Origin of the sequence: Scytonema sp. PRP1 (assembly GCF_036697665.2) — a bacterium.
Classification (GTDB): domain Bacteria; phylum Cyanobacteriota; class Cyanobacteriia; order Cyanobacteriales; family Nostocaceae; genus Kalymmatonema; species Kalymmatonema gypsitolerans.
The window spans coordinates 201,490-228,188 of the sequence record NZ_JBAHYJ020000089.1 but is presented as its reverse complement, the minus strand read 5'-3'; the positions used below and the strand labels follow the sequence as shown (position 1 = coordinate 228,188).

19 protein-coding genes and 3 pseudogenes are annotated in these 26,699 nt (G+C 45.4%); 10 read left to right on the top strand and 12 right to left on the bottom strand.

From position 1 onward, the window contains the following. From V5G28_RS24430 to V5G28_RS24400, 7 genes are all read left to right on the top strand, one after another. The coding region (locus tag V5G28_RS24430; protein WP_332989869.1) for a HEAT repeat domain-containing protein at positions 1–309 on the top strand (309 nt) is incomplete at its 5' end. A gap of 15 nt (positions 310–324) precedes the next feature. After that, positions 325–555: a hypothetical protein gene (locus tag V5G28_RS24425; protein ID WP_332989867.1), complete on the top strand. Its 231-nt coding sequence runs from the start codon at positions 325–327 to the stop codon at positions 553–555. Beyond that, entirely contained in the window at positions 548–808 is a 261-nt protein-coding gene (locus tag V5G28_RS24420) for a type II toxin-antitoxin system RelE family toxin (RefSeq protein ID WP_332989865.1), read from the top strand. The genes V5G28_RS24425 and V5G28_RS24420 overlap by 8 nt, the downstream gene beginning before the upstream one ends. Positions 809–810: 2 nt before the next feature. Beyond that, positions 811–1,035: a type II toxin-antitoxin system HicB family antitoxin gene (locus V5G28_RS24415; protein WP_332989862.1), complete on the top strand. Its 225-nt coding sequence runs from the start codon at positions 811–813 to the stop codon at positions 1,033–1,035. Positions 1,036–1,194: 159 nt separating this feature from the next. Beyond that, on the top strand, positions 1,195–1,449 hold the full coding sequence (locus tag V5G28_RS24410) for a hypothetical protein (RefSeq protein ID WP_332989860.1): 255 nt from the start codon (positions 1,195–1,197) through the stop codon (positions 1,447–1,449). Positions 1,450–1,645: 196 nt separating this feature from the next. Then, positions 1,646–2,122: a hypothetical protein gene (locus V5G28_RS24405; protein ID WP_073630516.1), complete on the top strand. Its 477-nt coding sequence runs from the start codon at positions 1,646–1,648 to the stop codon at positions 2,120–2,122. A 443-nt stretch (positions 2,123–2,565) separates the two neighbouring features. Next, the gene (locus V5G28_RS24400; RefSeq protein WP_332989858.1) at positions 2,566–2,952 is read left to right on the top strand and encodes a zinc ribbon domain-containing protein; all 387 of its coding nucleotides are present in this window, start codon (positions 2,566–2,568) and stop codon (positions 2,950–2,952) included. Between the two features lie 352 nt (positions 2,953–3,304). On the opposite strand, the gene nblS is transcribed toward V5G28_RS24400, so the two are convergent. The 10 genes and pseudogenes from nblS to V5G28_RS24345 form a co-directional block, all read right to left on the bottom strand. Continuing rightward, entirely contained in the window at positions 3,305–5,230 is a 1,926-nt protein-coding gene (gene nblS / locus V5G28_RS24395; protein ID WP_332989856.1) for a two-component system sensor histidine kinase NblS, read from the bottom strand. Between the two features lie 422 nt (positions 5,231–5,652). Further along, complete coding sequence (gene purD, locus V5G28_RS24390) at positions 5,653–6,921, bottom strand: phosphoribosylamine--glycine ligase (protein WP_332989854.1); 1,269 nt, start codon at positions 6,919–6,921, stop codon at positions 5,653–5,655. A gap of 91 nt (positions 6,922–7,012) precedes the next feature. Further along, positions 7,013–8,288, bottom strand: a pseudogene (gene iscB, locus V5G28_RS24380) (RNA-guided endonuclease IscB). A gap of 339 nt (positions 8,289–8,627) precedes the next feature. Beyond that, positions 8,628–12,709 (bottom strand): annotated as a pseudogene (locus tag V5G28_RS24375) (DUF2157 domain-containing protein). A 217-nt stretch (positions 12,710–12,926) separates the two neighbouring features. Beyond that, positions 12,927–13,118 (bottom strand): annotated as a pseudogene (locus V5G28_RS24370) (hypothetical protein); the annotation flags it as partial. A 505-nt stretch (positions 13,119–13,623) separates the two neighbouring features. Then, on the bottom strand, positions 13,624–16,326 hold the full coding sequence (locus V5G28_RS24365) for an ATP-binding protein (protein WP_332989848.1): 2,703 nt from the start codon (positions 16,324–16,326) through the stop codon (positions 13,624–13,626). Positions 16,327–16,827: 501 nt separating this feature from the next. After that, positions 16,828–17,502 (bottom strand): response regulator transcription factor, encoded by a 675-nt coding sequence (locus V5G28_RS24360; protein ID WP_332989894.1) that lies wholly within the window; start codon positions 17,500–17,502, stop codon positions 16,828–16,830. Positions 17,503–17,726: 224 nt separating this feature from the next. Continuing rightward, positions 17,727–18,764, bottom strand: coding sequence for a histidine kinase dimerization/phospho-acceptor domain-containing protein (locus V5G28_RS24355; protein WP_332989846.1), 1,038 nt, complete (start codon positions 18,762–18,764; stop codon positions 17,727–17,729). Positions 18,765–19,011: 247 nt separating this feature from the next. Then, positions 19,012–19,839, bottom strand: a complete 828-nt coding sequence (locus tag V5G28_RS24350; RefSeq protein ID WP_336231317.1) for a GNAT family N-acetyltransferase — start codon at positions 19,837–19,839, stop codon at positions 19,012–19,014. Then, complete coding sequence (locus tag V5G28_RS24345) at positions 19,820–20,335, bottom strand: DM13 domain-containing protein (protein ID WP_332989843.1); 516 nt, start codon at positions 20,333–20,335, stop codon at positions 19,820–19,822. Before V5G28_RS24345 ends, V5G28_RS24350 begins: the two co-directional genes overlap by 20 nt. Before the next feature lie 460 nt (positions 20,336–20,795). Here V5G28_RS24345 and V5G28_RS24340 point away from each other — a divergent pair, with 460 nt between their 5' ends. Next, positions 20,796–21,842, top strand: a complete 1,047-nt coding sequence (locus V5G28_RS24340; protein WP_332989841.1) for a DMT family transporter — start codon at positions 20,796–20,798, stop codon at positions 21,840–21,842. 157 nt (positions 21,843–21,999) lie between these two features. Here the strand turns inward: V5G28_RS24340 and V5G28_RS24335 are convergent, their stop codons facing one another. Beyond that, a complete protein-coding gene (locus V5G28_RS24335; protein WP_332989839.1) occupies positions 22,000–23,448 on the bottom strand; it encodes a cryptochrome/photolyase family protein in 1,449 nt (482 codons plus the stop codon). Between the two features lie 446 nt (positions 23,449–23,894). Between V5G28_RS24335 and cysK the strand changes: the two genes are divergently transcribed. Continuing rightward, entirely contained in the window at positions 23,895–24,839 is a 945-nt protein-coding gene (cysK, locus tag V5G28_RS24330; RefSeq protein WP_332989837.1) for a cysteine synthase A, read from the top strand. Between the two features lie 105 nt (positions 24,840–24,944). Beyond that, positions 24,945–25,499, top strand: coding sequence for an acireductone dioxygenase (locus V5G28_RS24325; RefSeq protein ID WP_332989835.1), 555 nt, complete (start codon positions 24,945–24,947; stop codon positions 25,497–25,499). Positions 25,500–25,978: 479 nt separating this feature from the next. Here V5G28_RS24325 and V5G28_RS24320 read toward each other — a convergent pair whose 3' ends face one another. Further along, positions 25,979–26,260, bottom strand: a complete 282-nt coding sequence (locus V5G28_RS24320) for an RNA recognition motif domain-containing protein (RefSeq protein ID WP_332989833.1) — start codon at positions 26,258–26,260, stop codon at positions 25,979–25,981. Positions 26,261–26,699 lie beyond the last annotated feature (439 nt).

Genomic DNA, 26,699 nt, shown 5'->3' with positions numbered 1-26,699 from the left:
ATCCTCAAACAACGCGCCACTGCTGATGATAATTGGGATGTGCGACGTGCAGCAGTCCAAGCTTTAGGCAAAAATTTCACTTATCAGCCTGAGTTGTTTGATATTTACTACAACTGCGCTATCAATGACCCCTTTGAACGCAAGGAAAGAAGGGAAACCAATCCTCGGCGAGTTGCACTTGAGATAATTGTCAAACAACATCCTCACCATCCCCAAACTTTACCACTGTTGCGCGACAGAGCAGAGAATGATCCCGATGAGCAAGTGCGGGAGTATGCTCAGAAGAAGTTGGCAGAATTAGAGAAGTAGAAGAGCTATAAAAATATGAACAACACTACAATTCGTGAGAAAATCAACCAATATCTTGATGGATTATCTTCAGAACGCTTAGAACTGGTTGCTGATTTTCTAGCTTACCTAGCAGACAAAGAGACTGAAGACGCAACCCAAGAATTACTCGATATTCCAGGTTTTATAGAATCTTTTGAGAGGGGTAAAAAAGATATTGCTGAAAATCGTGTAAAAAATTGGAGAACAATTCGCTCAGATGTATAGCGTTATTTTATCTGCTGAGGCAGAGGAGATTTATGCTTCAGCAGACCAAGCCTTAGCCAAAAAGATTGCCAGATGCTTTGAACAACTAGAACAAAATCCTCGGTTTCATCCTAACATTAAACCCCTCAAAGGGGACTTGGCTGGCTACTACCGCTATCGCATCGGTGACTACCGAGTGATTTACCAGATTGATGATGACACAGATCAAGTTATTGTCAATACTATTGCTCATCGACGAGAGGCGTATGAATAAATATGAAATATACAATTATCATTCAATGGTCAGAGGAAGACCAATGTTATGTAGTTTTCTTGCCTGAGTTTACTGATGTCATGCAGCCTTGCACCCACGGAGAAACTTATGAAGAAGCGCTCAAAAATGCTCAAGAAGTGATAGAGATGTTAATTGAGACATCTTTAGAAAATGGCGAACCTCTGCCCGAACCTCAAACGCTAGCAAAATCCTGGAAAGTAGCATAGAAGTACAATAGACCTCTTGTAAAAATGCTTGAATTGTCATGTTGAGCGGAGCGAAACATCTCTGGAGATTCTTCGCTACACTGCGTTTCGCTCAGAATGACATTCACGATTTTTTGACTTTTGTAAGAAGTACAATGAGCAATAAAGAGGGACACGCTAATGAATACACCTACCCAAACCACAAAAGTTTACGACGAAATTATTGACTTCATTGCTGCTGGAACCACTCCCGAAAGCGTTGTCAATTTTCAACTTTCAGATTCAGGAAAAGACCGTTTGGAAGACCTAGTGTATAAACACAAAATGGGGGAACTAACGCCAGAGGAAAAGCGGGAACTAAACCATTGTCTGACGCTAGAGCATATAATGATTCTTGCAAAAGGGCGGGCTTATAAGTATATCAAAGCTGAGTAAGTATTCAAAATGATTCGTCCTTTTCCAGAGCGGTAAACTTTGATGGACGCTGGCAAGTATTCATCTGCATCGGCGTTACGACGCATCACAAAGTAAAAATTGAATTATCAAGTTGTGTAATTTGATTAACCAGTGGGAATCCTAAAAGTAGCAGACATTGCTACTCAACCACTAGAATTTCCACGGTAATTATACAATGGCTTATCAAAATATCACCGCTTCCCTTTCCCCCGAAGATATGCAACAAATCAAAGCAGCGTTGCAAACAATTCAAAAGAAGCTACCTTTCCTGATTACCTTAAGTACCGAGGAACGGCGCAGGTTATTTAAAATGGGCGACAAAAGTTTAGCCTTTGTCAACAATAGCCTCACGGCTGCTCAATCTAACCCCGATATTTTACCAGCAAGTTTTGACCTTGAGGAATTTGTACGGGATTATCAATTAGCCGCTACACTCACCGAACTTTTGATTGCACTGCGGCAACTGAGCGAACAGGTAGATGATACCTTATTGGCAGTGGGGAGTGAAGCGATGAGCAGTAGTTTGACGGTTTATGGCTACGTGAAAACAGCCGCTAAAAAGACTCCTGGTTTAAAAAGGCTTGCTGAACAGTTAGGCGATCGCTTTAAAGCCATCAGAAACAAACCTGTTAAACCTGCTTCTGAGTCTTAAGATTTCCTAAACGAGGTGTCTTTTTTCGTCCATGAGTGTTTGGAACTCGTGGACGAGTGTTTATGACTCGTGAATGAGTGTTTAGGACTCGTGGACGAGTGTTTATGACTCGTGAATGAGTGTTTAGGACTCGTGGACGAGTGTTTATGACTCGTGAATGAGTGTTTGGAACTTGTGAATGAGTGTTTGGAACTTGTGAATGAGTGTTTGGAACTTGTGAATGAGTGTTTTGGGATTTCCAAGAAATAAATTATCCATCTTGTGGGGTGGGCATCCCTGCCCGCCCTCAATCTGAACGGGCGAGACGCCCGTTCCACAAGAGATTTTTGGATACTTTTTTATTTGGAAGTCCTTTTAGCTTTGTTAATGAATATTGAAAACTCGTGGATGAGTATTTTGTACCCAATGTTGTGAGTCAATGGCTAAAATCAAGATGTTTGCTCATGAACGCTCAAGCTGTGGACACTGCAACTTGCCCTCGTTGTCATCAACCCGTGAATTCCCAAGCTGTCACCTGTCCTCATTGTGGTAACCAGTTGAAAGCTTATGGACATCCTGGGATTCCCTTACACCGCGCCACTGGGAAGGAATATCTCTGTGACACCTGCACTTACCACGCTGACGATACTTGCAATTTTCCCCAACGTCCTTTTGCTAAAGAATGCATTCTCTACCAAAATATCGAAGAGAGTAAGCAAGAGTTGCAGCAGCAGCGTTACGCCAGCAGCTTTGGTGCAACTGTGAGAAGTTGGATGAGACGCAATCAGGCTTTGGTTTTGCTGCTGGTTCTATTCTTTGTATGTTTAATGATTGCTTTGTCTACAACTTAACCGAATACCTATCATTAGGGACTTCCTTTCTTAAAAAATATCCAACTTTTTCTTGTGGAAACGGCTCTCTGGTCTCTCCTATTAACTGGGCGGGCGGGGACGCCCACCCCATAACATGGGTAATTTATATCATGTCCGCTCAATTACCGACAAATCCTGGAAAACCCCACCCCGATGAGTGGCTACGCCAAAGTTCCCCTCCCCGCTTGCGGGGTTAGGGGTGGGGTTCTGTAATTATGGGTAATTTGCCGGACATCATATTATTTCTTGGAAATCCCTTAGGCTCAGATTCCCGACTTCTTTAAGAAGTCGGGAATCTTGTTGTTCTTGCTATATTACGTTCAAAAAGTGGTTACTTTTTAACATGAGATGCTTGTTCATCAAATACCACTAAGTCGAACCAAAAAGTCGTGCCAATGCCAACTTCACTGACTAGATGCATTTTACTGTGATGCTTTTCCATTATATTCCTCACAATAGATAGCCCTAAACCAGTGCCTTCTAGGGTATGAACTCTGTTTTCTACTCGGAAGAAGCGGTCAAAAATGGCTTCTTGGTCTTCTGGGGCAATTCCAATTCCTGTATCAGAGATTTCCACTCGCACCTGAGGTATATGATGGTCGCAAGAATTGGACTTTGGTACGATTTGGTAGGCGCGGAGGGCAACTTTTCCACCCGCTTTAGTGAACTTAAGGGCATTACCAACCAAATTAGCCAACACTTGCAACAACAAATCGTAATTACCCACAACCAGTGGTAAGTTAGGGGCAACTTCCTGAATGAGTTTAATGGCTTTGTCCCTAGCATTTAGTTGGTAAGTACGCACAGTCTGCTCGATCGCTTGTGCCAGATCCACTCCATCGAAGTTATAGCTGCGACCAGATTCCAACTTTGACAAATCCAACACATCATTCACTAAGCGTGTCAATCTATCTGTTTCATGATTGACAGTTCCCAAAAACTCCTTCCTTTCTTCAGTACTTAACTCTTCCCCGTAATCGTGCAAAGTCTCAATCACATATTTGATAGCAGATAAGGGGGTTCGCAGTTCGTGGGAAACGTTGCTGATAAATTGGTTTTTTGCCTCGTTTAGCTCTACCTCGCGCGTGATATCTTGTACAGTGATCGCAATACCTTTGATACTCTCGCGTTGTTGGTTGACTTGGTTGACAACGGTAGTCAAAAGAATGCGGATAGTTCTTTTAATAGGTTGGTTAAGGAGAATGCGGAATTCAGCGCTTTCGCATTCTCCTGCTGCCATTTCATACAAAGGACGGGTGATTTCCATTTCCACCGTTGGAGGCAAATGATGCAAAACGTTTTCGCCTACAACTTCAGCTACTTCCCAGCCGAAAATCCTCCGTGCTGTGGGGTTAACTAAAATCACCTGCATACTGTTATCAATAAGGACGGCTCCGTCGGCTATTGTGGAAACTAGAGTTTCTAGCTTGGCTTTTTCCGCCGTCAGTTCCTCAATATTTTGTTCCTCATAGCGCTCCAAGCGCTCTGCCATCTCATTAAAATTGAGAATTAACTCCCCAAGTTCGCCTCCGAGTGGTAAGTCAATTCGCTGCTTGAAATACCCCGCAGCAATTTGTTTTACCCCGACGAGCAATTCTTTAATTGGCTTGGTAATTGTCAAAGCGTTAATCACCCCTCCCAAAATCACCATCACCCAAATTGAGATAAAAACGGCAATGGTGACATCGCGGGTGAAATTTGTCGAGATCACAGCAGCGGGGTTAGGGTTAATCCCAATTGCCAACACACCCAAGTATTTGCCATCTGCAGTGATTGGCACAAACACATCAGTGACTTCCCCATCAGGCGATCGATGTTGTCGCACCATCGGCTTTTCTGCATCAGCAGCATAATCCTCTGGCAATTCTATCCGCCGTTCAATCGCAAGCGAGGTTTCTACCTCCGGTTCCCAAAAGGGAAGACCGAAATAGATTTTTCCCGTTTCATCAGCATAAAGCATATAACGGACGCTCGACGTACTGCTGTAGAAGCGTTGGGAAAATTGTGCTACTTCGGTAAGATTATGGTCAGCAATGAGTGGAGCAACGTTAGCCGCAAGCAGCAGCCCAAGGTCACGACCAAAGCGAGTATCATTCAGGCGTGCATCCTGCTGAATTGTATTCACAGCCCAGAACGTCAAACCACTCATCACCAGAGACACCACCAAAGTGGCGGCGGCTAAAAGTTTGGTCTGGAGAGTGAACTCCGACCACCAATTGACAATTGCTTCTCTGATTGTTTTTAAAAGAGCTATCATCTTAAAAGGTTAAAAGTTATTATGGTGCTGACAATCAAGATAGTAGGAAAATATATACTTTACCTAATACCTATTAGGGTTTGCTCAGGGTTTGACTTGTTAGGGCGAAGATAGTTGTGCATTGCTCCCTATCAAGCAGTGAAAGACATACCCCAACAACTAAAAATTAACAGCTTATTTGACAAACAAGTAAGGAGAAACAGGAGCGAGAGACCCAAAGAGGGACACAGCGAGGAAAACTTCCCTCCCTCCCTCACTCCCAATACGGTTCGGTTAGCTTGTTTATCGTGCTGGGATCCCCCCAACCCCCCTTCAAAAGGGGGGCTATTTTCCTTGTTTACCCCCTTTTTAACTCTGTCGCTGTTAGGCGGGGGGATCTTATCCGAACCGTATTGCCCTGACTCCCTCCCTCCCTCCTCTTTTCACCTGACTCGATGACCGATATCTCGGCGATAATACATCCCCTCAAAGTGAATACACTGTATACCAGCGTACGCTTGGGCAAGCGCTTGGTCGAAATTTTCTCCCACAGCGGTAACATTTAACACGCGACCGCCATCTGTGAGCAGTTGTTCTTGGTTCAATGTCCCAGCGTGAAATACAGTCGTTCCTAGTGCCTCTGCTTGCTCAATGCCAGTAATAACTTTTCCTTTTTCGTATGCTCCCGGATAACCACCAGAAGCAGCAACCACCGTGACAGCGGCCCCCTGCTTCCAAGCGATGGGTGGCATTTGGGCCAAACGCTGCTCAACACAAGCGAGAATTAAGTCTTCTAGGGGTGTTTCCAACAGTGGTAGCACGACTTGTGTTTCTGGATCGCCAAAACGACAGTTAAATTCCAAAACCTTAAAATCACCTTTGGGAGTCATCATCAACCCAGCGTAAAGCACACCTCGGTAGTCAATGCCTTTTGCTTTGAGTGCGGCGATCGCTTTTTCCAAGACTTCCTTTTGAATTCTTGCCATCACCTCTTTTGTAGCAATAGGCGCTGGGGCATAAGCTCCCATTCCACCAGTATTTTCCCCCGTATCACCCTCACCAATCCGTTTGTGGTCTTGAGCGGGCTGCAACGGGCGAATTGTTAACCCATCTGTCAGCGCTAAAACCGAAACTTCTTCCCCAGTCAAATATTCTTCAATAACAACAAATTTTCCAGCACTGCCAAATTCCCCGCCGAACATGGCATCAATCGCCGCCTGTGCCTGTTCCACGGTTTCAGCGACTATAACACCTTTACCCGCCGCCAAACCATCAGCTTTGACAACAATCGGTGCCCCTTGTGCTTTCACGTAGAATTTTGCTGCTGTTGCCTCCGTAAATACCGCTGCCCGTGCCGTCGGAATTCCTGCTTCCTGCATCAAGGCTTTTGCCCAAGCCTTACTAGCCTCAATCTGTGCGCCTGCTCTCGTTGGACCAAAAACCTTCAAACCTTTTGAGTTGAGGTAGTCTGTTATACCTTTTGCTAAAGGTACTTCTGGTCCCACCAGTACAAGAGAAATGCCCTCATGCAGAGCAAATTGGCTGATACCTTCAAAATCATCTACTGCTAAAGGCAGGTTTTGGCAGCCTTTTAGACCTGCCGTCCCCCCATTCCCCGGCGCACAGACAACTTGCTCAATTTGCTTTGATTGCAACAATTTCCAGGCTAGGGCGTGTTCTCGCCCTCCATTACCGACAACTAAAACTTTCACCTAAAAACCTCCGGGAGTGTGGAAGCCGCGTACCTTTAGGTCGCGGAGGAAACACGACACGGTTAATTTATCAACCGTCCAATTCTCCAAACTATCCATACGAGTAACCATCCTTTTTGTGAATTGGTGTACAGTGCTTGTGCGAAATACCAGCAACCCGACCCGTAGAGGTGACAATATCAAAACTGCCAGTTTTGCGGCATAATACCCGACCAACGTATTCGCCAATTTTCTTCCCTGATGTGACAACAGCTTTAATGATGTCGCCAGTTTTGAAACCAAAATGAACTTGTTTGCGTTCACGATGCCGAGTTGCAAAACCGTATTTATCAGTGCCGCACATTTGGCGAGTTCCCCAACCAGTTGCTTTGATGCGTAAGGGTTGCTGAGTCAACAACTTGATGTTGTCAACGTTGCCAACACAAGCTGCGTCAACAAGCGTGCTTTTTAGGCAACTCAAACCTTGTCCGGTTGTACTTAGTTTGACCACCCGTCCCCGTTGTGGTGGGTAGGATGTTTTTTAAGGTACGGAACAATGCCCAACGAGTTGCATTGACTGCGGCTGCATCTTTTAATGGTTGTTTAGCCTGACGCTTTATTTTTTCCAATCTAGAACCATCTTTGAAAAGAAACTCGTCTATAGATTTGGTTCCTTTCTTGGTATTACATCGCTCACAAGACAAAGTTAGATTGCTTACTCTGTTGCTACCGCCTTTCGCTCTAGGGTGAATATGCTCAACCTGGAGGGGTACACCTTCTTTATCACAGTAGGCACATTTACGACCCCATTTTTCTAAGAGATATTCACGGACTTCATACCCAGCAAGCTCGCCTTGTTGGTATTCAACACCGCCAATCTCTGGGTTTTGCATTTTTTGAGTATCAAACTTGACTAACTCCATTGCTATCTGGGTGATAGGAGAATACAAACAAAGCCGTTTTACCCAAGTCTCAATCGTTAAAACGCGATGCATCAATGATGGAGCGTGGAGCCTACCTTCTTTGCGTTTACGATTATCAAAACGTGGTTGACGATAACGAGTTTTGCGATTACGACGACTACGACGTAGCGAGCGTCTTGATTCCAAAGAATTCTTAATTTGCCATCCCCTGTGTTCCAATTCCGCCGCCCAAATAACCTTGTCGTGGTCAATAATTGCAATACCCGTAAATCGACTACCGGGGTCGAGCTTGATAGTTAATGGCTTAGGATTGGGATTATCAACCACGTGTTTCAAAATGATTGCAAACGGGTAAGCTCGATACACAGCAGCTTTCTGCTTTGTCAGTAATTCTCTTGCTCGTGCAGCAGCTATTGGATTGAGAGGTTGTTTGTTTTGGTCGATAACGAAAACATAATTTTGCATTGCTGCATACTCCTTGCGGGTAAAGTTTGCTTCGACAATGTTTAGGGTCGGTACTATCCAAACGACACTGGTTTAACCCATAAGCCTCTTTAATCGTTCAGTTCCAGGGTTCAAAACTAGCAAGCATTCTGAAGTGGGTCTGTTAACTCTTGCCCTAAACGAATAGTCTGGTCAGCTAGGGCTCGGGCGATAGTCGCCTGAAGCCCCCGACTTCAAGTCGGGGGTTGCTGACTGATATCCTCTTGGGTTTCTTGCAAGCGAGAATGCCCAATGGCTACTCGCCGTACAATTTTTCACCAATTCTGATGATTGTGCAAGTCCCCTTGTCTTCCTTTGGTTTTACTGCCATTCTTGCAATTCTTCCGTGGTATTGCGAAGTAAGGAATTTAGCTGTTCGCGACGGGTTTCAAAGTTCGCAGCAATGGAAATCAATACAATACCAACAAGCAAGCCAACAACCCATTTGAAAAATGGGTAACGCAAGCTGAAAATCACCAGTTGATAAAAACTCGTGATAAAAAAAGTACCTGTACCAACATACAGAAAAGCCCTCACTCGCAAAGCTAATCCTGCAAAAATCGCGATAAGGCTGAAAATTCCCGGTACAAATGCTGTATCTTGATGAAACACAATAGCCCAGCCACAAATCAAACCGCTGCCTAGGAACCGCAACCAGTGGCGACTTGCTTTCATTTCTGGTAGTCTCAACCCAGGGTCACATTGGGCAACATACAGCAGTGATAAACCAATTACTGTGACATACCACAAAGGATCAGTCAGATGTAAGCCGGAAAACCAACGAAACAGCGCCCAATCAATCAGCACCACGCTGACATAGGTAAAACGGAATTTCTCTGAAAACTTGGCAACAAAGGCATAGAATCCAGCTGTAATAAGTAAGCCGACTGGATAAATTTCTGCTCGACTTTCCCACAAATATATCAAGGGCAAAACATATGCAGCATTTTGCCAAGGTCTTTTAGACCAGCCCCAACGTTCCCAAGGTAGAATATAGAGAAAGTAGGCAACTACAGAAGCAATAGGCGCTCTCCAAGGAAGTAATGGTCCAGCAAACAAGCGTCCTACTGCTGTATGAATCCAGTAAATTCTCATCCCAGCTATTTCTAACAAACCAAGGTAAACCCAGGTTTCTGCTTTTGTGATCCCCCCAACCCTACGGACACTTTGCTCAACGGGACGGACAGTTTCTCCCGGAGGGAAACCCTCCTCAGAACTGTCCTCGGGAACCCCCGCATGCAAGTGTCCTCCCCTTATTAAGGGGGGACTAAGGGGGGATCGTCCTTGAAAAATAGCATAGCGAATCAAAAACACCCCTGTTCCCAAACCTAGAAGGCGGTTGATTGCAATGGGAGTGAAAGTGGCAGAAAGTAATAGACAGCTACTTACAGCCCAGTGAACATGAGCAACAACTTTCAGTTCTTCACTTGTTAAGCGTAAGTAGTCTACTAACCAAGGCGAGAGAATGCGATATGCATACATAATGCCAGTGCCAAGAACAGACAGAGTAATTAAGCCATCGCCGAATGCTCCTCCCGATCCTTGTAAGAGTTGATATAATAAAAGCTCATATACCGAAATTGATACCCCGACAAGTCCCAGATAAACTAGGGGTTTGAATTGTTGACGACGTCGCCCGACTCCAATAGCAATGAAAGCTACGGCAAGGGTTGATAAGCCTGTCCAATTGGCAAAGCTTGAAGAGCGCAACGCGACACCAAAGACACCATACACTAGGGGCAGAATGTGCCAGCGGTTGGGAAGTTGTTCGAGTCGGTGTTTTCTTTGCCACCACTCCCCTAAAAGCTGAGTTATCAAACCTAAGGCGATGTTTGCAATTGTAATTTTGATGATAGAACGATCGCCAAAACCCAGGACTTCGGCAATCAATAATTCCAAACACCATCCAATACCATAAAAGCCCCAGTTGGTAGGTTGCTGCCAACTACGATAAACAATTGCCCCTAAAATTATTGCTGAGGAAGTTAAGTACAAAAATCCAGATTGAGCAAGCCCTTGGTAAACAAACAGAGAGTGAACACTCAGCAGCAACAACTCAACACTGCATAGGGCGATCGCCCACTTATCGGTTGCTTCTGCATAAATCGCTACTAATTCGTTCTCTCTCCTGCTTAACAAAGTACGAACTAGCCATAAGCCGACAGTGCAGACTGCTCCCGCTAAAAACCAGCTCTGTACTGACAATCGCGCTAAACCAGGCACACCTTCCCATAACAGGGCAGCGATGAAACCCAGTCCAAAACCTACAGTAATTAATGCAGATAATTTGTGTCGCAGATACTGCGTATTGATAAACATCAAAGCGCTAGCGACAGCCAAACTTATTAATCTACCTCCAGATAGAGGTAAAGTCAGTGACTGAGCAAGTGCCAAGGCACCGACACTCAACCAAGTGTTGAGAGTGGGACGTGCTACTGCGCGTTCGCGATTTTTCCATCCCAAAATGGCAATACCCGTGAGAGTCATCGGGGCTATTAACCAAATTAAACCCCAATGCTCACTACCATTACCAGAACCAAACCAGGCTGATTCAGCATTCTTCCATAATAGAGCGTAGCTAAGTACCGCCAGCCCCAAACCCATGTGCCATGCACTGCGATGCCAAACTCCGTTGCCTACACAACTAAACAACCACTCTGCAACCGCCACAGCTAACACAATGCTTGCCCAGACTTGTGTATTAAGATTGGGAAGTAAGCGGTCAATGATTGAGCAAAGCGTCAGCACTCCAGCTATCTGAGTCATGTACACCAGACTTATTCTGGTGGGAAGCCGTTGCTGGCTAACACGACCTAAAGTAATTGTGGACAAGAGTAAATTTAAGGAACGTAACGTGGGGTTTATCAAACTCAGCGCAGTGAGCGAAATTCCAAACACCAGCGTTAATGTTTCCCCGAAACTAGCCAATTGCACCTTGTCAGCGCGGTACAGCTTATCTCTCAACACCAGCATGAAAACGACGTAGGGAAATAACGCCACACTCAGTAACGCCCACGGTGTATTTTGAGAATAAGTCAGTTGAGTTCCAGTGGCGATCGCCCATTGCTGCAATTGAGAAGGCACTAACAGCCATCCCAACCAAATTGTCTCCAACCCTAAGACAAAAATTGCCGCTACATCCATTGGCGTACCACGCAACTGCAAACGACGCCCCAAAAACCACAAACCCAACGCACTGACAGCTGTTGCTTGCCAAGGAAACGGTGCGCCAACCGACACCAGCCAACCAAGGAACAACAAGATACCGCCAAAGAGTTGCCAAGGAAGAGTCGGGGGAGTGGGGAAGATGAGGGAGACGCGGAGGTAGATTTGGTTTCATGTATATCATTTGACCTCACCCCGGCGCTAACGGCTCCCCTCTCTGCTTGCGGAGAGGGGCTGGGGGTGAGGTTCTGCGCCAACCAAGCCACCAGCCAACCGCAAATGCCAATAGCCAAGCCTAATTCTTGGACATCTACCCGAACAATAAACATTGCTCGTACCAGCAGCACCAATAAAGCATAAATAATCACAACCGAAGGCAGACTGATACCCGACTCAGTTTGCCTCTCCTGTGCTGTTGCAATTTGCGTTTGCTGGGTACGAGTGTGATAAATAGTAGCAATGGTTGTTCCTACCGTTGCCAGATAAACAGCAATTAAGGGAAATCCTGGGAATTGCCAGCCCCAGTGTAAGTACGACAGTCCTAAAATATTAAGTAGAGGCAATCTCCTAGCTTGCTTATTGATAGCAAACAGCCGATTGTCGCACAGTAAAACAGTAATAGCTGTGAGGACAACAGAGGCTATTGCAACCACTATCCAGCCCAAAGGATTTTGCCAGAGACTGAAGCTGTCCATTGCCCAAAAGTTTACTGGCACTAACAACAGTGTCACAATGAGCAATGCCCGAGTTGTTAAGCTTAGATTAGACTGTCTGCCAGCCCAAAAACTTATTCCCCAGAAACTTAGGGTATAGGCAAGCAAAACCCCATATTGTCCAGAAGGCGGAAACTTTTCCCACTGACTAGCAGCAAGTACCCCAGAGGACACTACCACTAAGAACATTCCTAAAAACAGCAGCCACCGGACGCTTAATTCTTCCCCCAGCGACTGCAACATCCTAGCTAGGACATTGGGTTTCTTGGCTGCTGGCGTTGCATTACCTTGATGTAGAGACGTTGCATCCCTTGGTTCTACATTGGCGAACGCCTGTTGTGGTTCAGGTATAACCTGTGGTTGCAACTCCAGACGACAAACCAGAAACTCTTGACAGATATGCCTCACTTGGGCATCTGATATTAAACCTAAGCGCAACCATATATCAAGCCCATGCAATAACTCAGGATGGGTAGATGGAAGCCTGACTTCAATTTTGAATCGAGGATCAAAGTTCAATGACATAAGCCCCACGCACAGAGCGCGATAGTTAAATAATCCTCTTGATAGAAATTAGTTTTGCATCATTTGTGACACTTGCTCGGCTGACCGTTATACCAATTCACTTTTTGCGTAAAGGGGACTGGGAATTGGGGATTAGGGATTGGGGTAATTGTAAGGGAGCCTCAAAATTATGTCCGGGGAAATATTGCCACTCCCCAAGTCGGGAGCATTTCCCGCTTTAACCAGTGTGTTTTACTTGCCAAACCATCGGCGGTTCAGCAGGATTAGTGCAAATAACTGGTAACCAAGTGGCACAAGGGTATTCTCCCTCAAGTTGTTGCAGTCTTTTTCGTGCAGAACGCATTGCAGTATATGAGGACTGTCCACGGGAAAACTCTGCTAGAAAAGACTTTAAAAATTCTTGCGCGATTATAGCAACAGCCAAGGTGGTTAGGACATCAACAGATGATAAAACCTAGACACAAAAAGACTTTTCACCCAGTCCCCAGTAAAGAGTCCAAGCGTCCCCTGCTATACATCTGGTACAGGCTCTCGCATGACAATAACTTTTATTGAACAAAGCTTTAGATCAAACCCTGATAAAACAGGCTTTTCAATCTCAGTATGTTGTCAAAAACTAAATTGGAGTTCTATATCTCAAATTCAAAGTTTAAAAGAGCGAAAATCATTGCAAAAAGTAACACAGAGCTAATCCAGTCCTATCAATGTTTGCATGAATTCAATATATGCAATTGGCTCTAACTTGTCGTCCACTAAAAGTTGAAACTTTTGCACAATAGAGTGATTGATCAATCAGTCCATCTCAAAATCGAACGTTGGCTCCAACGAAAGTTGCAATTCAAATTCAAACCTTAGTAGGTCACATCCTCATGGGCTTTCTGCTTCTATCACTGTAAGAAATATCGGAATTTTGGCTAATTACCTAAAGGATCTGCTAACGGCAAAGAGATACTTACGGTTGTACCTGCTAAAGGGTCAGACTGGATAGACAACGTGCCTGTGTGTTCCTCTACAATTCGTTTGACAATTGCCAATCCTAGCCCAGTTCCACTTAGTTTGGTAGAATAGAAAGGCTGTGTCAACTTTGCCAACACATGGGGTGGAATTGCCGCACCACCATTATGAACATGGATGCACACCTGACTGGTATGGGTGTGCAACTCAACAGTACAAGTTACAGTTTCGCCAGGAGCGATGGGCGAAGCCCCGCCGGGTACGGCGATCGCCTCGCAAGCATTCCGCACCAAGTTGATCAGCACTTGTTTGAGCTTGTCGCGATCGCCCAAAACAATAACTCCCACAGATGCCGGGATCAAGATAATTTCTCGCCCCAAGGCTTCTTTTGTAGCCCGCAAGGTATCCAGAGTTGCAGCCACTAAAGCGTTGATTTCTACAGCAACTCTCTGGGAAACCTGCGGCTTGGCGTAGAGCGAGATTTCGTTCAACAGGTTTGCTAGACGCTGTGCCTCGTCCACTGCCAAGAATAGCCGCTCTTGGGCTGGTTGGGATAAGCTAATTTGCTGGAGGTAATGTAAGCAATCAGTTATTGTAGTCACTGGTTGGCGAATTTCGTTCACCATGCGCGTAGCAAACTCACCAACGGCTGCGAGTCGTTCCTTCTCAATCAGGCGAGCTTGGGCGGCTCGTAGTTCCTGGGTGCGTTTTATTACCTCTGCTTCCAAGATTTCTTGGAATTGCCATTGCTGGTGATAGAGGCAGTGGTTGTCGATCGCGATCGCTGCCCGTTCTGCAAATAACTCTACAAGTCGCACTTCCTCAGTGGTAAACTGACGCGGTTGCTTGTTGAAGGAACAAATAGTGCCGATAATCTCGCCTTGAGGAGCCTGCAAAGGCACAGCTAGGTAGCAAAGGTAGCCTTCTGGTAGGGTGCCATGTCGTTGTTGGCGAGCATCTGCTATCAGGAATGTTCGTCTGTGCTGAGCAACAACGTCTGACAGAGTGCCATGCAACGAGTAAACTCGGTCACTCTCCTTCACCTCCAAACTACTGGCAGCGATTCGCCCCGAGTCTCCCTCACGTAGGGTGACAATTGTCCAGTCTGATGACACCAACTCGCTAACACTGGCGGCGATGTCTTGTAGATAGCGATCAAGAGGAAGATGGGAACGCCCGATGAGAGCGGATAAGATATCAATGCTCCTTTGATGATGCTGCTGACCGTGTAATTGGTGGGTACTTGGCGACTTCATCAGGAATTTGGTGCCTTGTGTGGCATGAGAATCTGATAAAATGGTGATTCCACCGAGTGCAGCACCCTTACGGGCGCTCGTTGAATCTTCAGGAGGCTCCAGAACAGGTAGCGAAATACTCATTACCGTACCTGTCGTCGGATCAGACTTGATGACCAACTGTCCACTATGGGCAACCACAATCCGTTTGACTATTGCTAGCCCCAGTCCATATCGATTGGGTTTCGTGGAGTAGAACGGTTCTGTCAACTTTGGCAGCAGTTCTGGTGGAATTAGTTCACCACTATTGTGAACCTGAATACTTATCTGACTTGTTGTACTTTCTGCTACGCTTAGGAGCACCGCACTGCTTGGAGGACTAGCTTCACAAGCATTCTCCACCATATGTAGCAACGCTTGGTGTAACTTCAGTTTGTCGCCTAAGAACAGATGTGCAACTGGGGCAATTTTCAACTCAATTTGACGCTCTCTCGCCGCAGGCAACTCTTGCAAAGATGGCAACATTCCTGTAAGAAACGAATTTATCTCAAGTTCTGCCAGTTGCAACGCCAGCGGCTTGGCGTAAACTAAAATTTGCTCCAGCAGGTATTCCAAATGACTGGTTGCACGTAAGGCTTGCAATAATTGCATCCTAGCTTGTTGGGGCAGATCAGCTTTTTTAAAATAGTTCAGCCCTATTTTGACCGTTGTCAGGGGGTTACGTAACTCATGCACAATCATTGCAGCAAATTCGCCCGTTGCTGCCAGACACTCACTTTCAACTAATTTCGCTTGGGCTGTCCGTAGTGCTTCTGTACGCTTGGCTACCTCAGCCTCCAAAGTTTCATTAAATTGCTGCTGCTGTTGGTAGAGCTGGTAATGAAACAGCGCTGTGGCAGCACGTTCTGCAAAAATTTCGGCTATGCGAATTTCCTCAGTAGTAAACTGGCAGGGCTGGACATTGAACGAGCAAATGGTACCAATCACCTGTCCCTGAAACGTTCGCAGTGGCACACCCAAGTAAGACAGGTAGCCATCTGGCGGAGTACCATACTGAGTAGTGATGCTTGCATCTGTGACAGCCAAAGTACGCCCAGTTTCCACCACCGTATTTGTAAGAGTACCATGTAGCGAATAAACCTGATCCATGCCATCAAATTCCAAGCTACTCGCCATCACTCGCTCAAACCCATTTTGACAGAGAGTGACTGCTGACCAGTCCAAACGTAGCAAACGACTGAGTCCACAAGTTATTTCGTATAGGTAGCTTTTGATTTCACCGGAACGGTAGCTCAAGAAAGAAAGTGTCTCCAAGATACGTTCTGCCGTTCCTTCCGGCAGAGGTGCCTCTAATTGGTTATCTTGATGGACTTGGCTCACTTTTGGCTCACTTGACGCGATCGCTATTATGCGGGCACTCCGTGCCATCGCGGAGCAATAGCTTTTACTCCAAGATTGTACAAATATTAACGGTAATATATTCTGTTTGCTGCGTAAGTAATGAAAACTTAATTTTTACCGAAAAGCTGGGTTTAAAGCCCCGCCCTTATAGGGCGGCTTTTCCAGAGGTTGACAGCGTATCCAAAGTATGGGATGATACTATCGCCCATAGTCTAAAAGACTCTCGTGAGGCAAAGTTGGGTACTCCCCATCTACAATGCTCAGCTGAGTGCGACATACTGTAGGAAAGAGAGAAAAGCAATTGATAAATCGTTTCAAACGCGGTCGGGCAGTCCGTGTACGCTTGTGGACGTATCCAAACGGGGGTATTTTGAATGCTTGCATTTGAATGCCTAGGGAGGACGGATGAAGCAAGAATCCTCGCACCGCGATAGTCGAGGAGTGTCAACAAGGGGACTGGTGGCTGGGGACTGGGAATTAAAAATTTTTCCCTCTCACCAATTCCTAATCCCCAATCCCCAATCCCCTTTACTCGCGCAACACATAACCAACGCCTCGTACGGTTTGAATCAACCGCTTTTCGTTGTTTTCTTCCAGCTTCAAGCGCAGGTAGCGGATATAAACCTCGATAATGTTAGAATCTCCCATGAAGTCATAGCCCCAAACGTGTTCTAAAATTTGGTCGCGGGCGTAGACTTGGCGGGGATGGCTCAGTAGGTACTCCAGGAGGTCAAACTCCTTAACGGTTAACTCGATCGCCCGTTCCCCACGGAAGACTTCACGAGTACGGCGATTCAAGCTCAAGTCTGCAAACTGCAACACATCTTGGTCATCTTCCTGTTGGCGGCGCAGGTGGGCGCGAACTCTGGCAAGCAGTTCCTCAATGCTGAAAGGTTTGACGACGTAGTCATCTGCCCCAGCGTTCAACCCCGCAACGCGATCTTGCACCTCATCCCGCGCTGTTAACATAATCACAGGTACTTTGTTTCCGGTTGTTCGCAGGCGGCGACAAACTTCTACGCCAGTCAGTCCAGGTAACATCCAGTCTAAAATGACCAAATCTGGTGAAGACTCCCGCGCCAAGGTTAATCCTACCATGCCATCATGAGCTACGGTGATACGATATCCCTCACTATTCAGTTCCAGCTCAATGAACCGAGCTAGTTTGATTTCATCTTCAATTAAAAGAATATGTGCGGTTATCATAATGACCTGACTATTTTTAAACCGAAATTCCTCTAGAAAACTTAGGGAGGAACAAGGGGAAAAGATAGGACAAACAACCTGATACAAAGTTGCATTCGTTCAGACAAACTAACACGCTGAACTGACATACCCCCATGAACTGAAAATAAAGGGCGACGAGAATTTTTCAACAAACTTCTGTTTGCCTTTAGTTTAAACCAAATGTTGCGTGTCTTTTCCTCCTATACGTCTTTTTTGTGCTTTAACTGCAACTTGGTATTAGTTGACTTTGGAGGGACTAATAGAACCGTATCATCTGCGCGTACCTGGTTAAGCAGGTCTTGTAAAATTTCAATGATGCGTTCCGTTTCTGCAGTCGCCGTTTCCAAGGCTTCGCGCTGGGGAATTGTCAGGTTAGTCCCTCGGCGTAACAGGCTTTGGAGATAACCGTAGACTATGCTTAGAGGAGTGCGTAGCTCGTGGGAAATTTGGTTTGTAAACTGCCGTTGTCGAAGTTTTGTTGCAAACAGGCTAGTAGATAGTTGATGGCAGGATATGACCAGTTGTTGAACTTCGCGGGGGAGTCGTTGCAGATTTACTGGGACTGGTTGAGTGGTATCGTTGAGGGTTACCCACTTGTTAATTTGCAACAGTGGTAGAAGCGATCGCCTTACAATAACTGCAATCGTAAACGTAAGCAGGGGAAAAAACAGGATGAGGGCGATCGCTAAATTCCTGGTTGCGGCTTGGGAGCGAGATAGCATCTCGGTTATGTCAGCAGCGACATATAGCATAGCTGTTGGTTGGTTCACCATCGGCAGTGCTGTAGCCTTAACTATCAGTTGTTGTCCAGCAACTTTATAGCGCCTCTTTTGAATAGATGAAGCTTGCAGGGACATCAGCACTGCCTTTTCACTAGCAGGCATTGAACTCAAATTTGGGGATACCAGTACTTCACTGTTTGTCTGCTTCACCCACAGCCACATGGGTAACGATGACCAATTATCTAGAGTTGCTTGTAGCTCATGTTGCCAAGGGATACTCTTACTCTTGGGTGCCATCATATTGGTCACTTGAGTTGCTACCAATGAGAGCGTTTGTTGATGATTTTCAATGACCATGCGCTCCATTGTCCAGCTTGTGCAAATGACAACGACCCATATTCCCAGGGCAAAAACACCCATCATCCCCAAAGTTAAACGGAGTACTAAAGAGGACGGAACAAGCCACTCCGACTTAATTTTGATTATCTTGTGTAAAAAGATGCTAATAGCAGTCATGAGAAAAAACGTTTGTCATTTGCACTCGCGTTTGTTGAACCAAAGGTTGGGGAGATGAAAGAGCGTTAACCATTACTCCCGATCTGTTCCTCTACTAGCACCTAACGAGCGGTAACGCTATTTTACGTTTTGAGGCGCGGTTAATGCTGCTATTAATACAGGGCGGATGGTAAAAAGGCTCCTGCCGGTTCGTTATACAGACCGAGACTCATCAACGTTTCGGGCTGGATGACACGCAGACCATGGTTCAAACACCAGCGGAACAGGTCGCCGTTGCGCATCGGAACATAGAAGCCCCCCCGCCGAACGCCCTTGCCGCCCCGATAAGCGCCTTTAAATCCTCATTGTTCTCACCAACAGCGTGACCGAAGAAGCCAATTTCGCTGGCGTAGCCCGATACGCGTCCATCACACTCGACAAGCGTTGCCGTGCCCCGCCCGACAGCTCCCTTTAGTTCGCCCGCCCGGTCATGACCATGAATGTGATAGCAGAGTTGATTACACGCAGCAAGGTCGGACTCAGTCGCCGGACGAACGGTGCGACCGGGTATCGTCAAACCGAGCGGCTGTCCTTGAAGGTTCGCCAGTGGCTCGCGCACATCGAAGCCGAGTTTGGTATACAGGGAAAGCGAGCGGCTGTTATATGCGGCTTGAACGAGTCGCACACCGGCGAACCGTTTTTCGCGCGCCCGCTGTAAAACGTGTTCCATCAGGCGGCGACCAACCGACCCGTTTTGCGCGGCGGGGTCTACCGTAGTCGGACCGATACCGGCGATAGTGTCGCCTTCCCACAAAAAGTTGCTGCCAATGACGCGCCCGTCCTCAGCCGCAGCCACGACCGAATAAACCACCGGATCCGCTAAAAGTTCGGTCAACATATCCGCCCCAAACTCCGCAGAAGGAAAGTCGGGTACGAAGCCGTGCTGTTCCGCGATCACACGGATTGCTTGATATAGAATGGTGCCACACTTTAGTGCGTCGTCGGGCCGTCCCGCACGCAGCATCACGGAAGATGTTTGTTCAAATACTTTGTCCATGATGAAAAATAAATCAGATCTAACGAGCGCTAACGCCACTGCTAGCTTGCAGTGGTGCGTAGCCAAAGGTGGCGTTTGCCATGCGACACCAGATGACGACAGATTTGAAGTTAGCTACATTAACAACATCGGGAATGGGGTAGCGTTGAGTACCGTTGTACTTTTGTAAGCGCCCCACGTTTACGAAACTACCCTGGTTTTTATATGTTTGTGGTGGTTTGCCAGTGGTATCTAGAAGAACGTGCAGATCCGGTCCTTGGTCGCTGGTACTGAAGGCACTATCGAGTTCCAAGTAGCGATGTCCGTTTTCGGTGACGATGCGAGCTGAACCTGTAGTTGGCTTTTCTCCAGCCAGAAATTTGCCAGATGCTACAGCCATAGACTTACCTTGCGCCACAAGGATATTATGGTTGCTAGCACTTGAGGTGTGGCTAAGGTTCTGGGACGCTGTTATTTGAGCTGCTTGTCCTAACATAGGTACAGTGCTAATGATTAAGGAACTCGCGCCTAGTAATACCAATTGATTCAGTTTCATTGTTGTTCACTCCATTCAATTTGTCGGCTCAATTTCATCTTGGTTCAATTAGCCTGGGAGAAAATGATTTTTTCCTGAGAAATGAGTGAATAAAACTGAAGTAAGGCTAAGATTTTACCTAGAAACGGCTCAAATTGAGTTCCAGTCAAAATATGAATTTTATCTGAGAACTCGCTGAAAAAAACTTAGAAACAACTCTAGAAATTATCTGATAAGTTATAGCTGTTGCTCATTTGTGCTGCCTAGAGCCACGTCACAATAATAGTGTTCTGTATGAGTCTTTGTAGCTATGAATCCGAGCAATTATCCCACCTTCATCTTTACATTTGCACCGGATAACTTCAGCCTAGCACCCCCTCAAGTCCCTAGTGGCTAGGAAATTCTGGTGTAAAAATATAGGACAATTGTGTGACAGCAAAAAGCCAACACGGATCATGCATTTATATTTTATGAAAATTTTATGAAAACAAGAAAAAGAAATATTTTTAGCTGGGTTTCCAGTTCCTTCTACCTGTGGACAGCCATCCTCATCTTTGCAGCTGCCAATGCCGTAACCCGCAAAATTACAGAAATTGGAGCACAGCACCTGGTGGATGGCAGAAATCCCATTTCACTGTGCAATGTTTTATTTGTCGGCAACCTCTGTGCTTTAGCGATGATGTTGTTAATTTTTGGCAGAGAATTGAACCAACGCACCTTAAGACAGTTAACCCGTGGAGATTGGATCAGCTTGGGAGTCATAGCTATCCTTTCCGGTGCCCTTGGTCCTGGGCTAATTTTTGGTGCCCTAGACAACACCACCGTGACCAATGTAGTGCTGATTGGTCGGCTGGAACCACCGCTCACCTTAGCTTTGAGCATCTGGCTTCTGGGAGTTAGGGTCAATACTTGGACGATCGCGGGTGCGATCGTGTCCTTTGTCGGTGTTGCTATCACCTCATTTCTGCCTAGCTCTGGTCAAACTGTAGCGCTGATGGGGGGTTCATTGCATATTGGCAACGGGGAGTTGATGGCAGCCGCTGGCGCTGTGGTTTTGGCTGTTGCTACGGTCATTAGTAAGTTACGATTGCAGCATATCCCCCTAGGCTTTTTTAATATCTTTCGCACGGCTTTGGGAACGGTTGTTTTCTTCTTCCTCGCTCAGTTGCTTTATGGAACACAACACTTTCAAGATGCGTTCTCGCCGTATCTTTGGCAGTGGATGCTCCTTTACGGAGCTGTGATTGTAGTTGCAGGGCAATTGTGCTGGTTTGCAGGTTTGCGCGGCTCAACTTCCGCTCAAATCAGTCTAGCTAACTCGTTTAACCCCATTGCTGCAATTGTGATGGCCTATCTAATTCTACGGGAAGTACCCACAGCTACTCAATATATGGGCGGCAGTATTATTTTGATTGGTATTGTCCTAAGTTTAATTGGAAATCTCCGCTCTGGTAGAGCAATGCAAATCTCTGCTCAAATCAGTCCTGCCAAACAGATGGGTTCTGCAAGCGGTTTTATGGGAATCTGAAACGCAATACTGTAGGTTGGGTTTCACAAAAGTTCAACCCAACGCCATTCTGAGTTTTGTTGCTTAACTCAGCCTTCTCAATTTCGAGAATTTACGCTGGCAAGGAAGTGATATTTATTCAGATACTTCAACCTCATCAATCGCCAACGTTTAATTTTCACCGCAGCGCCCCTAATCCATCTTTTTGCCGTTGATAGCGCTCTTTAAACTGTCGTTGCTGTATACTGTGATCCACAATGGGGTCAGGATAGCCAACAGCATGACGTTCTAAGGGTGAAATTTTCCCCGTCACCAAATATTCCGTATCCATAGACCGCAATTCCGGAACCCATTGCCTAATGTACTCGCCCTCAAAGTCAAACTTTTGCGATTGACTAGCAGGGTTGAAAATTCGCACGGGTTTCGGGTCCATACCGCTAGAAGCACTCCATTGCCAGCCGCCATTGTTCGCAGATAAATCAGCGTCAATTAATCTTTGCATGAAGTATTTTTCTCCCATTCTGGGATCAACCAGCAAGTCTTTAGTTAGGAAATTAGCGACAATCATTCGACAGCGGTTGTGCATCCAGCCAAGTTCATTCATCTGGCGCATTGCTGCATCAACAATTGGGTAGCCAGTTTTCCCCTCGCACCAAGCTTGGAAATGTTCTTCGTTATTGTCATAAGGAAAGTTTTTGAAATGGTCGCGGAAAGCACCTTCTGCTAGTTCTGGGAAGTGATACATCGCGTGTTGATAAAATTCTCGCCACGCCAATTCCTGTTGCCATGCACGAATGCTGGTTTCTGTTTCCTCACTACGGCTCATTTCTAGCGCCTCCAAAGTTGCTTGCCAAACGGTGCGAACACCAATCACGCCAAATTTTAATGCCGCACTCAATCTTGATGTACCGTCAATTGCTGGGAAATTGCGCTGTTCTTTGTATTCATTAATTGCACTGGCGCAAAATTCCTCTAACCGTTCTTGCGCCGCCGCCTCTCCTGGCGCAATGACTAATTCTCCATCCCAATGGAAACCTAAATCTTTGGCTGAGGGTAATTTTATTGCCCCAGAAGCTTTTGCAATTTCTTTTTCGGCTTGTGTCAATCCTTCGGCATTTTCCAGAGTTTCTACTGGGTTAGCCTTCGATTTACCAATCCAATTTTTCCAAAACGGAGTGTAGACGGTGTAGGGCTGATTGGAACCAGTACGAATATCCTCTGGTGAGTGTAAGAGCTGATCCCAGTTTTTCTCAAGAAACTGAATACCTTTTTCTTTTAGTGCGTCTGTGACAGCGCGATCGCGTTCTTGAGAATACGGTTCCACATCCCAATTCCAAAATACAGCTCTTGCGCCCAGACTCGCTGCCAGTTCTGGAATGGCTGTAGTAGGATTGGCATGGAGAATTAACAACTGGCTACCTGCTTGAGCATATCGCTGTTGGAGTGACTGTAAACTACCAATCATGTAAGTCACTCTGACCGCAGCAACATCATCCCGTTCTAGAATATTCGGATCAAGGCAAAACACGCCCACGACTTTTTGACTCTGCTTTCTAGCAGCAGCGAGTCCTGTGTTATCAGAAATACGTAAATCGCGGCGATGCCAAAACAAAATTAAATCAGACATTCCATCCTTTGGATAGTTCTCTTGTACTAGCTTAAAGTTAACAAAAGTCAAAAGTCAAAACAGAAGCAAAATTTATCACCTTTTAAGTTTTGTGTAGGTCTTTCTTTCGGCGTCTTTTTCAGGCACGTTATTCTGCAATTTTGAAGAAGAACCCAGAACGCAGAACGCAGTAGTCAGAAGAAATTTTTCATTTTCAAAGGCAGTGTCAGAGAAAGAATAGCCCTATTCTGAGTTCTGAGTTCTGAGTACTTTTTCTTAAACCTGGCTTCTTCATTCTGAGTCCTGAGTTCTGAGTTCTGAGTACTTTTTTGGTCAATTTTTTCGCAAGAAAGTATATAGACTTAGTTGATTGAGAGTCAATTTAATGTATGTTAATGTACGCTTATTCGATAGGTATAGCGTATATTAAAGCAGTATTGCACAGCCAACCCCAGGAGAGAACAAAGATGCGAATAGCTCGTGATATCACCGATTTGATTGGTCGGACGCCTCTAGTTCAGCTTAATCGTATTCCTCAATCTGACGGCTGTGTTGCCCAGATTTTGGTCAAACTAGAGGGGCTAAATCCATCAGCTTCAGTCAAAGACCGAATTGGTATCAGCATGATTGAAGCTGCTGAGCAAGCAGGATTAATTCGCCCAAGAAAGTCAGTTTTAGTAGAACCCACTTCTGGCAACACGGGCATTGCTCTAGCGATGGTTGCGGCAGCCAAAGGGTACCGTTTAATTTTAACAATGCCAGATACAATGAGTACTGAACGGCAGTTAATGCTGATGGGCTATGGGGCAGAAGTGGAGTTGACACCAGGAATTGAAGGTATGTCTGGGTCTATTGCTCGTGCTAAAGAAATTGTTGCTACCACACCAGATGCCTATATGCTTCAGCAGTTTCATAACTGTGCCAATCCCAAGAGTCATCGAGAAACAACAGCGGCTGAAATTTGGGAAGACACCGATGGGCAAGTTGATATCCTAGTTGCTGGCGTTGGTACAGGAGGCACAATTACTGGAGTCGCTGAAGCAATTAAGTCTCGCAAAAGCGAATTTCAGGCGATCGCAGTTGAGCCAGCTAACAGTGCCGTACTCACAGGTGGTAAACCCGGAGAACACAAAATTCAAGGCATTGGAGCTGGGTTTGTTCCTCCCGTGTTGCGTATAGAACTCGTTGATGAAGTTCTTCAGGTGACTGATGAACAGGCGATTGAATATAGCCGCAGGCTAGCACGAGAAGAGGGAATTCTGTCAGGTATATCGACTGGTGCTGCTTTGTGGGCAGCGGTTCAAGTTGCTAAGCGTCCGGAGAATGCAGGACGTTTAATCGTGATGGTGCAGCCCAGTTACGGTGAGCGATATTTGAGTACGCCCTTGTTCAAAAACCTAGAGCAAACTTAAAGCAAAAGAAAGAATTAAAAACTTCGGTTTTTCTATCAAGTATTAGTAAATTCAAAGCTCAGAGTTAAGTATAATTTTTATTGTTATTGAATAATTTATGGAATAATGGCTATCCTATTGCTTGAAGACGGCACAATAAACAGCGATTTGGTCGATATCGCTCATGAACTATCACCGCTTGGAATCAACCTCAAACACTATGAACCAAGCATGCCAGTCTTTTTGAGCGACCTACTTTCACAGGAAATTCTCACAGACAAGGAAAAGAACTATATTCTGGAAATTCATGACAGCCTTTTTGAATTTCTTAAAAACGAAGGAGGTTATCTTGGGAGTGATTTGCTAAGTGTGCATCCTGGGTTGCCCGATCTCGATACACTCATAGCAACCTACAACCATTACCATTTTCACACTGCCCCAGAAGCCCTTTATATGTTGGCAGGAGAAATGATTTTTGGCTTTGTGCGACCCGATCGCAGCCAAGTACAGCTTTTAATTCAAGCACAAGATTATATCCACATCCCAGCCAAAGTAGAGCATTGGATAAGACCTGCTGCATCATTGCATTGCAAAGCAGTACGCTATTTTACAACAGTGGACGGGTGGATGCCTCACTATACAGGAACTCAGATCAGTGATTTTCTGAGAAAGCAGCGATAAGGCAACATCTGCAAACCTATTAGACATCTGGGAAAATCAACCTGAAACCCTTGTACTGCCTGATCTGCTCACTAATTTCTGGAGAAGTGTATTGTTTTGCGATTGCTCTTTGGGCACTGCGCTACAACCAGCAATGGCACCTACGGAATGTGGGTCAAATGGCTGTGATGAAATTTTTTCGCTGATTTATGAGTGCAGATATCATTTCCTGCAATGGGCTATAAACTGGCATTTCTTGGTAACAATGGCTACAACGCCAGTAAAGACCTCCGAAACGCATATGACGGAGTAAAGTGTATGAGCAGCAAGGGCAACTATGCTTACTCCAGATGGATTGCCAAGTATATGTAGTTGTATTTCCTTGGCTGTTATCAGTTGTAGGATGAGTCAGTAATTGACTCGATATCTTTAATAAAGCTTGCATTTTTGGATCTGATTTTTATTGATGTCCGACTCATATTTCACTAGAGACGGTGGCGCTAATTTGTCGTTGAATCCACACAAATTTCTGAAATACTATACTTAGTCCTAGCTCTATTAACTTTGAGGCTACGACCCATCCACTCAATGCCTCGCAGCGCCCGAATTGCCGCTGCTTCTTCGGTATCAGTTTCCATTTCTATAATGGCAAATCCTTTCTTCTCGCCAGTTTTCTGGTTCATAGATAGTTGAATGTTGTTAACATATCCATGCTCGGAAAATATCTTTTTGAGGTCATCTTCTTCAACCTCATCAGATAAATTACTAACATAAATTGACATAAAAAATCTCCGAAAAAAACAGGTAAACAAAACTAGATTCGCAGAGGTGTTTATTTCTAAACTTCAGTTACATAGCCGAAAATCATTTGCGATATTTTAATTATAACTTAATTAAAAAAACCTGTCGAGTAAGCATCTGCAATTTCAGTTATATAGCCCTTGATGAGTAAGATTTTTAGAAGAAAATTTCAAGAAGAATACAGAATGCAGAACTCAGAACTCAGAATGCACTTACGCCGCTGGATTCAGACCTGCAGGAGAAGAGTGTTGACCACCAAATATTTGATTTGGTGTGGTGTTTTCCCCCAAGACTGCCACCCAGTCGTACAGAACCATGGTTCTGATCTCTAACGTAGATTGCTGAGTTCTTTCTTGTTAAAACATAGAAATCTAATTATATAGCTTGTAAGTAAATGGACAAAAATAAACGTCAGTAAGT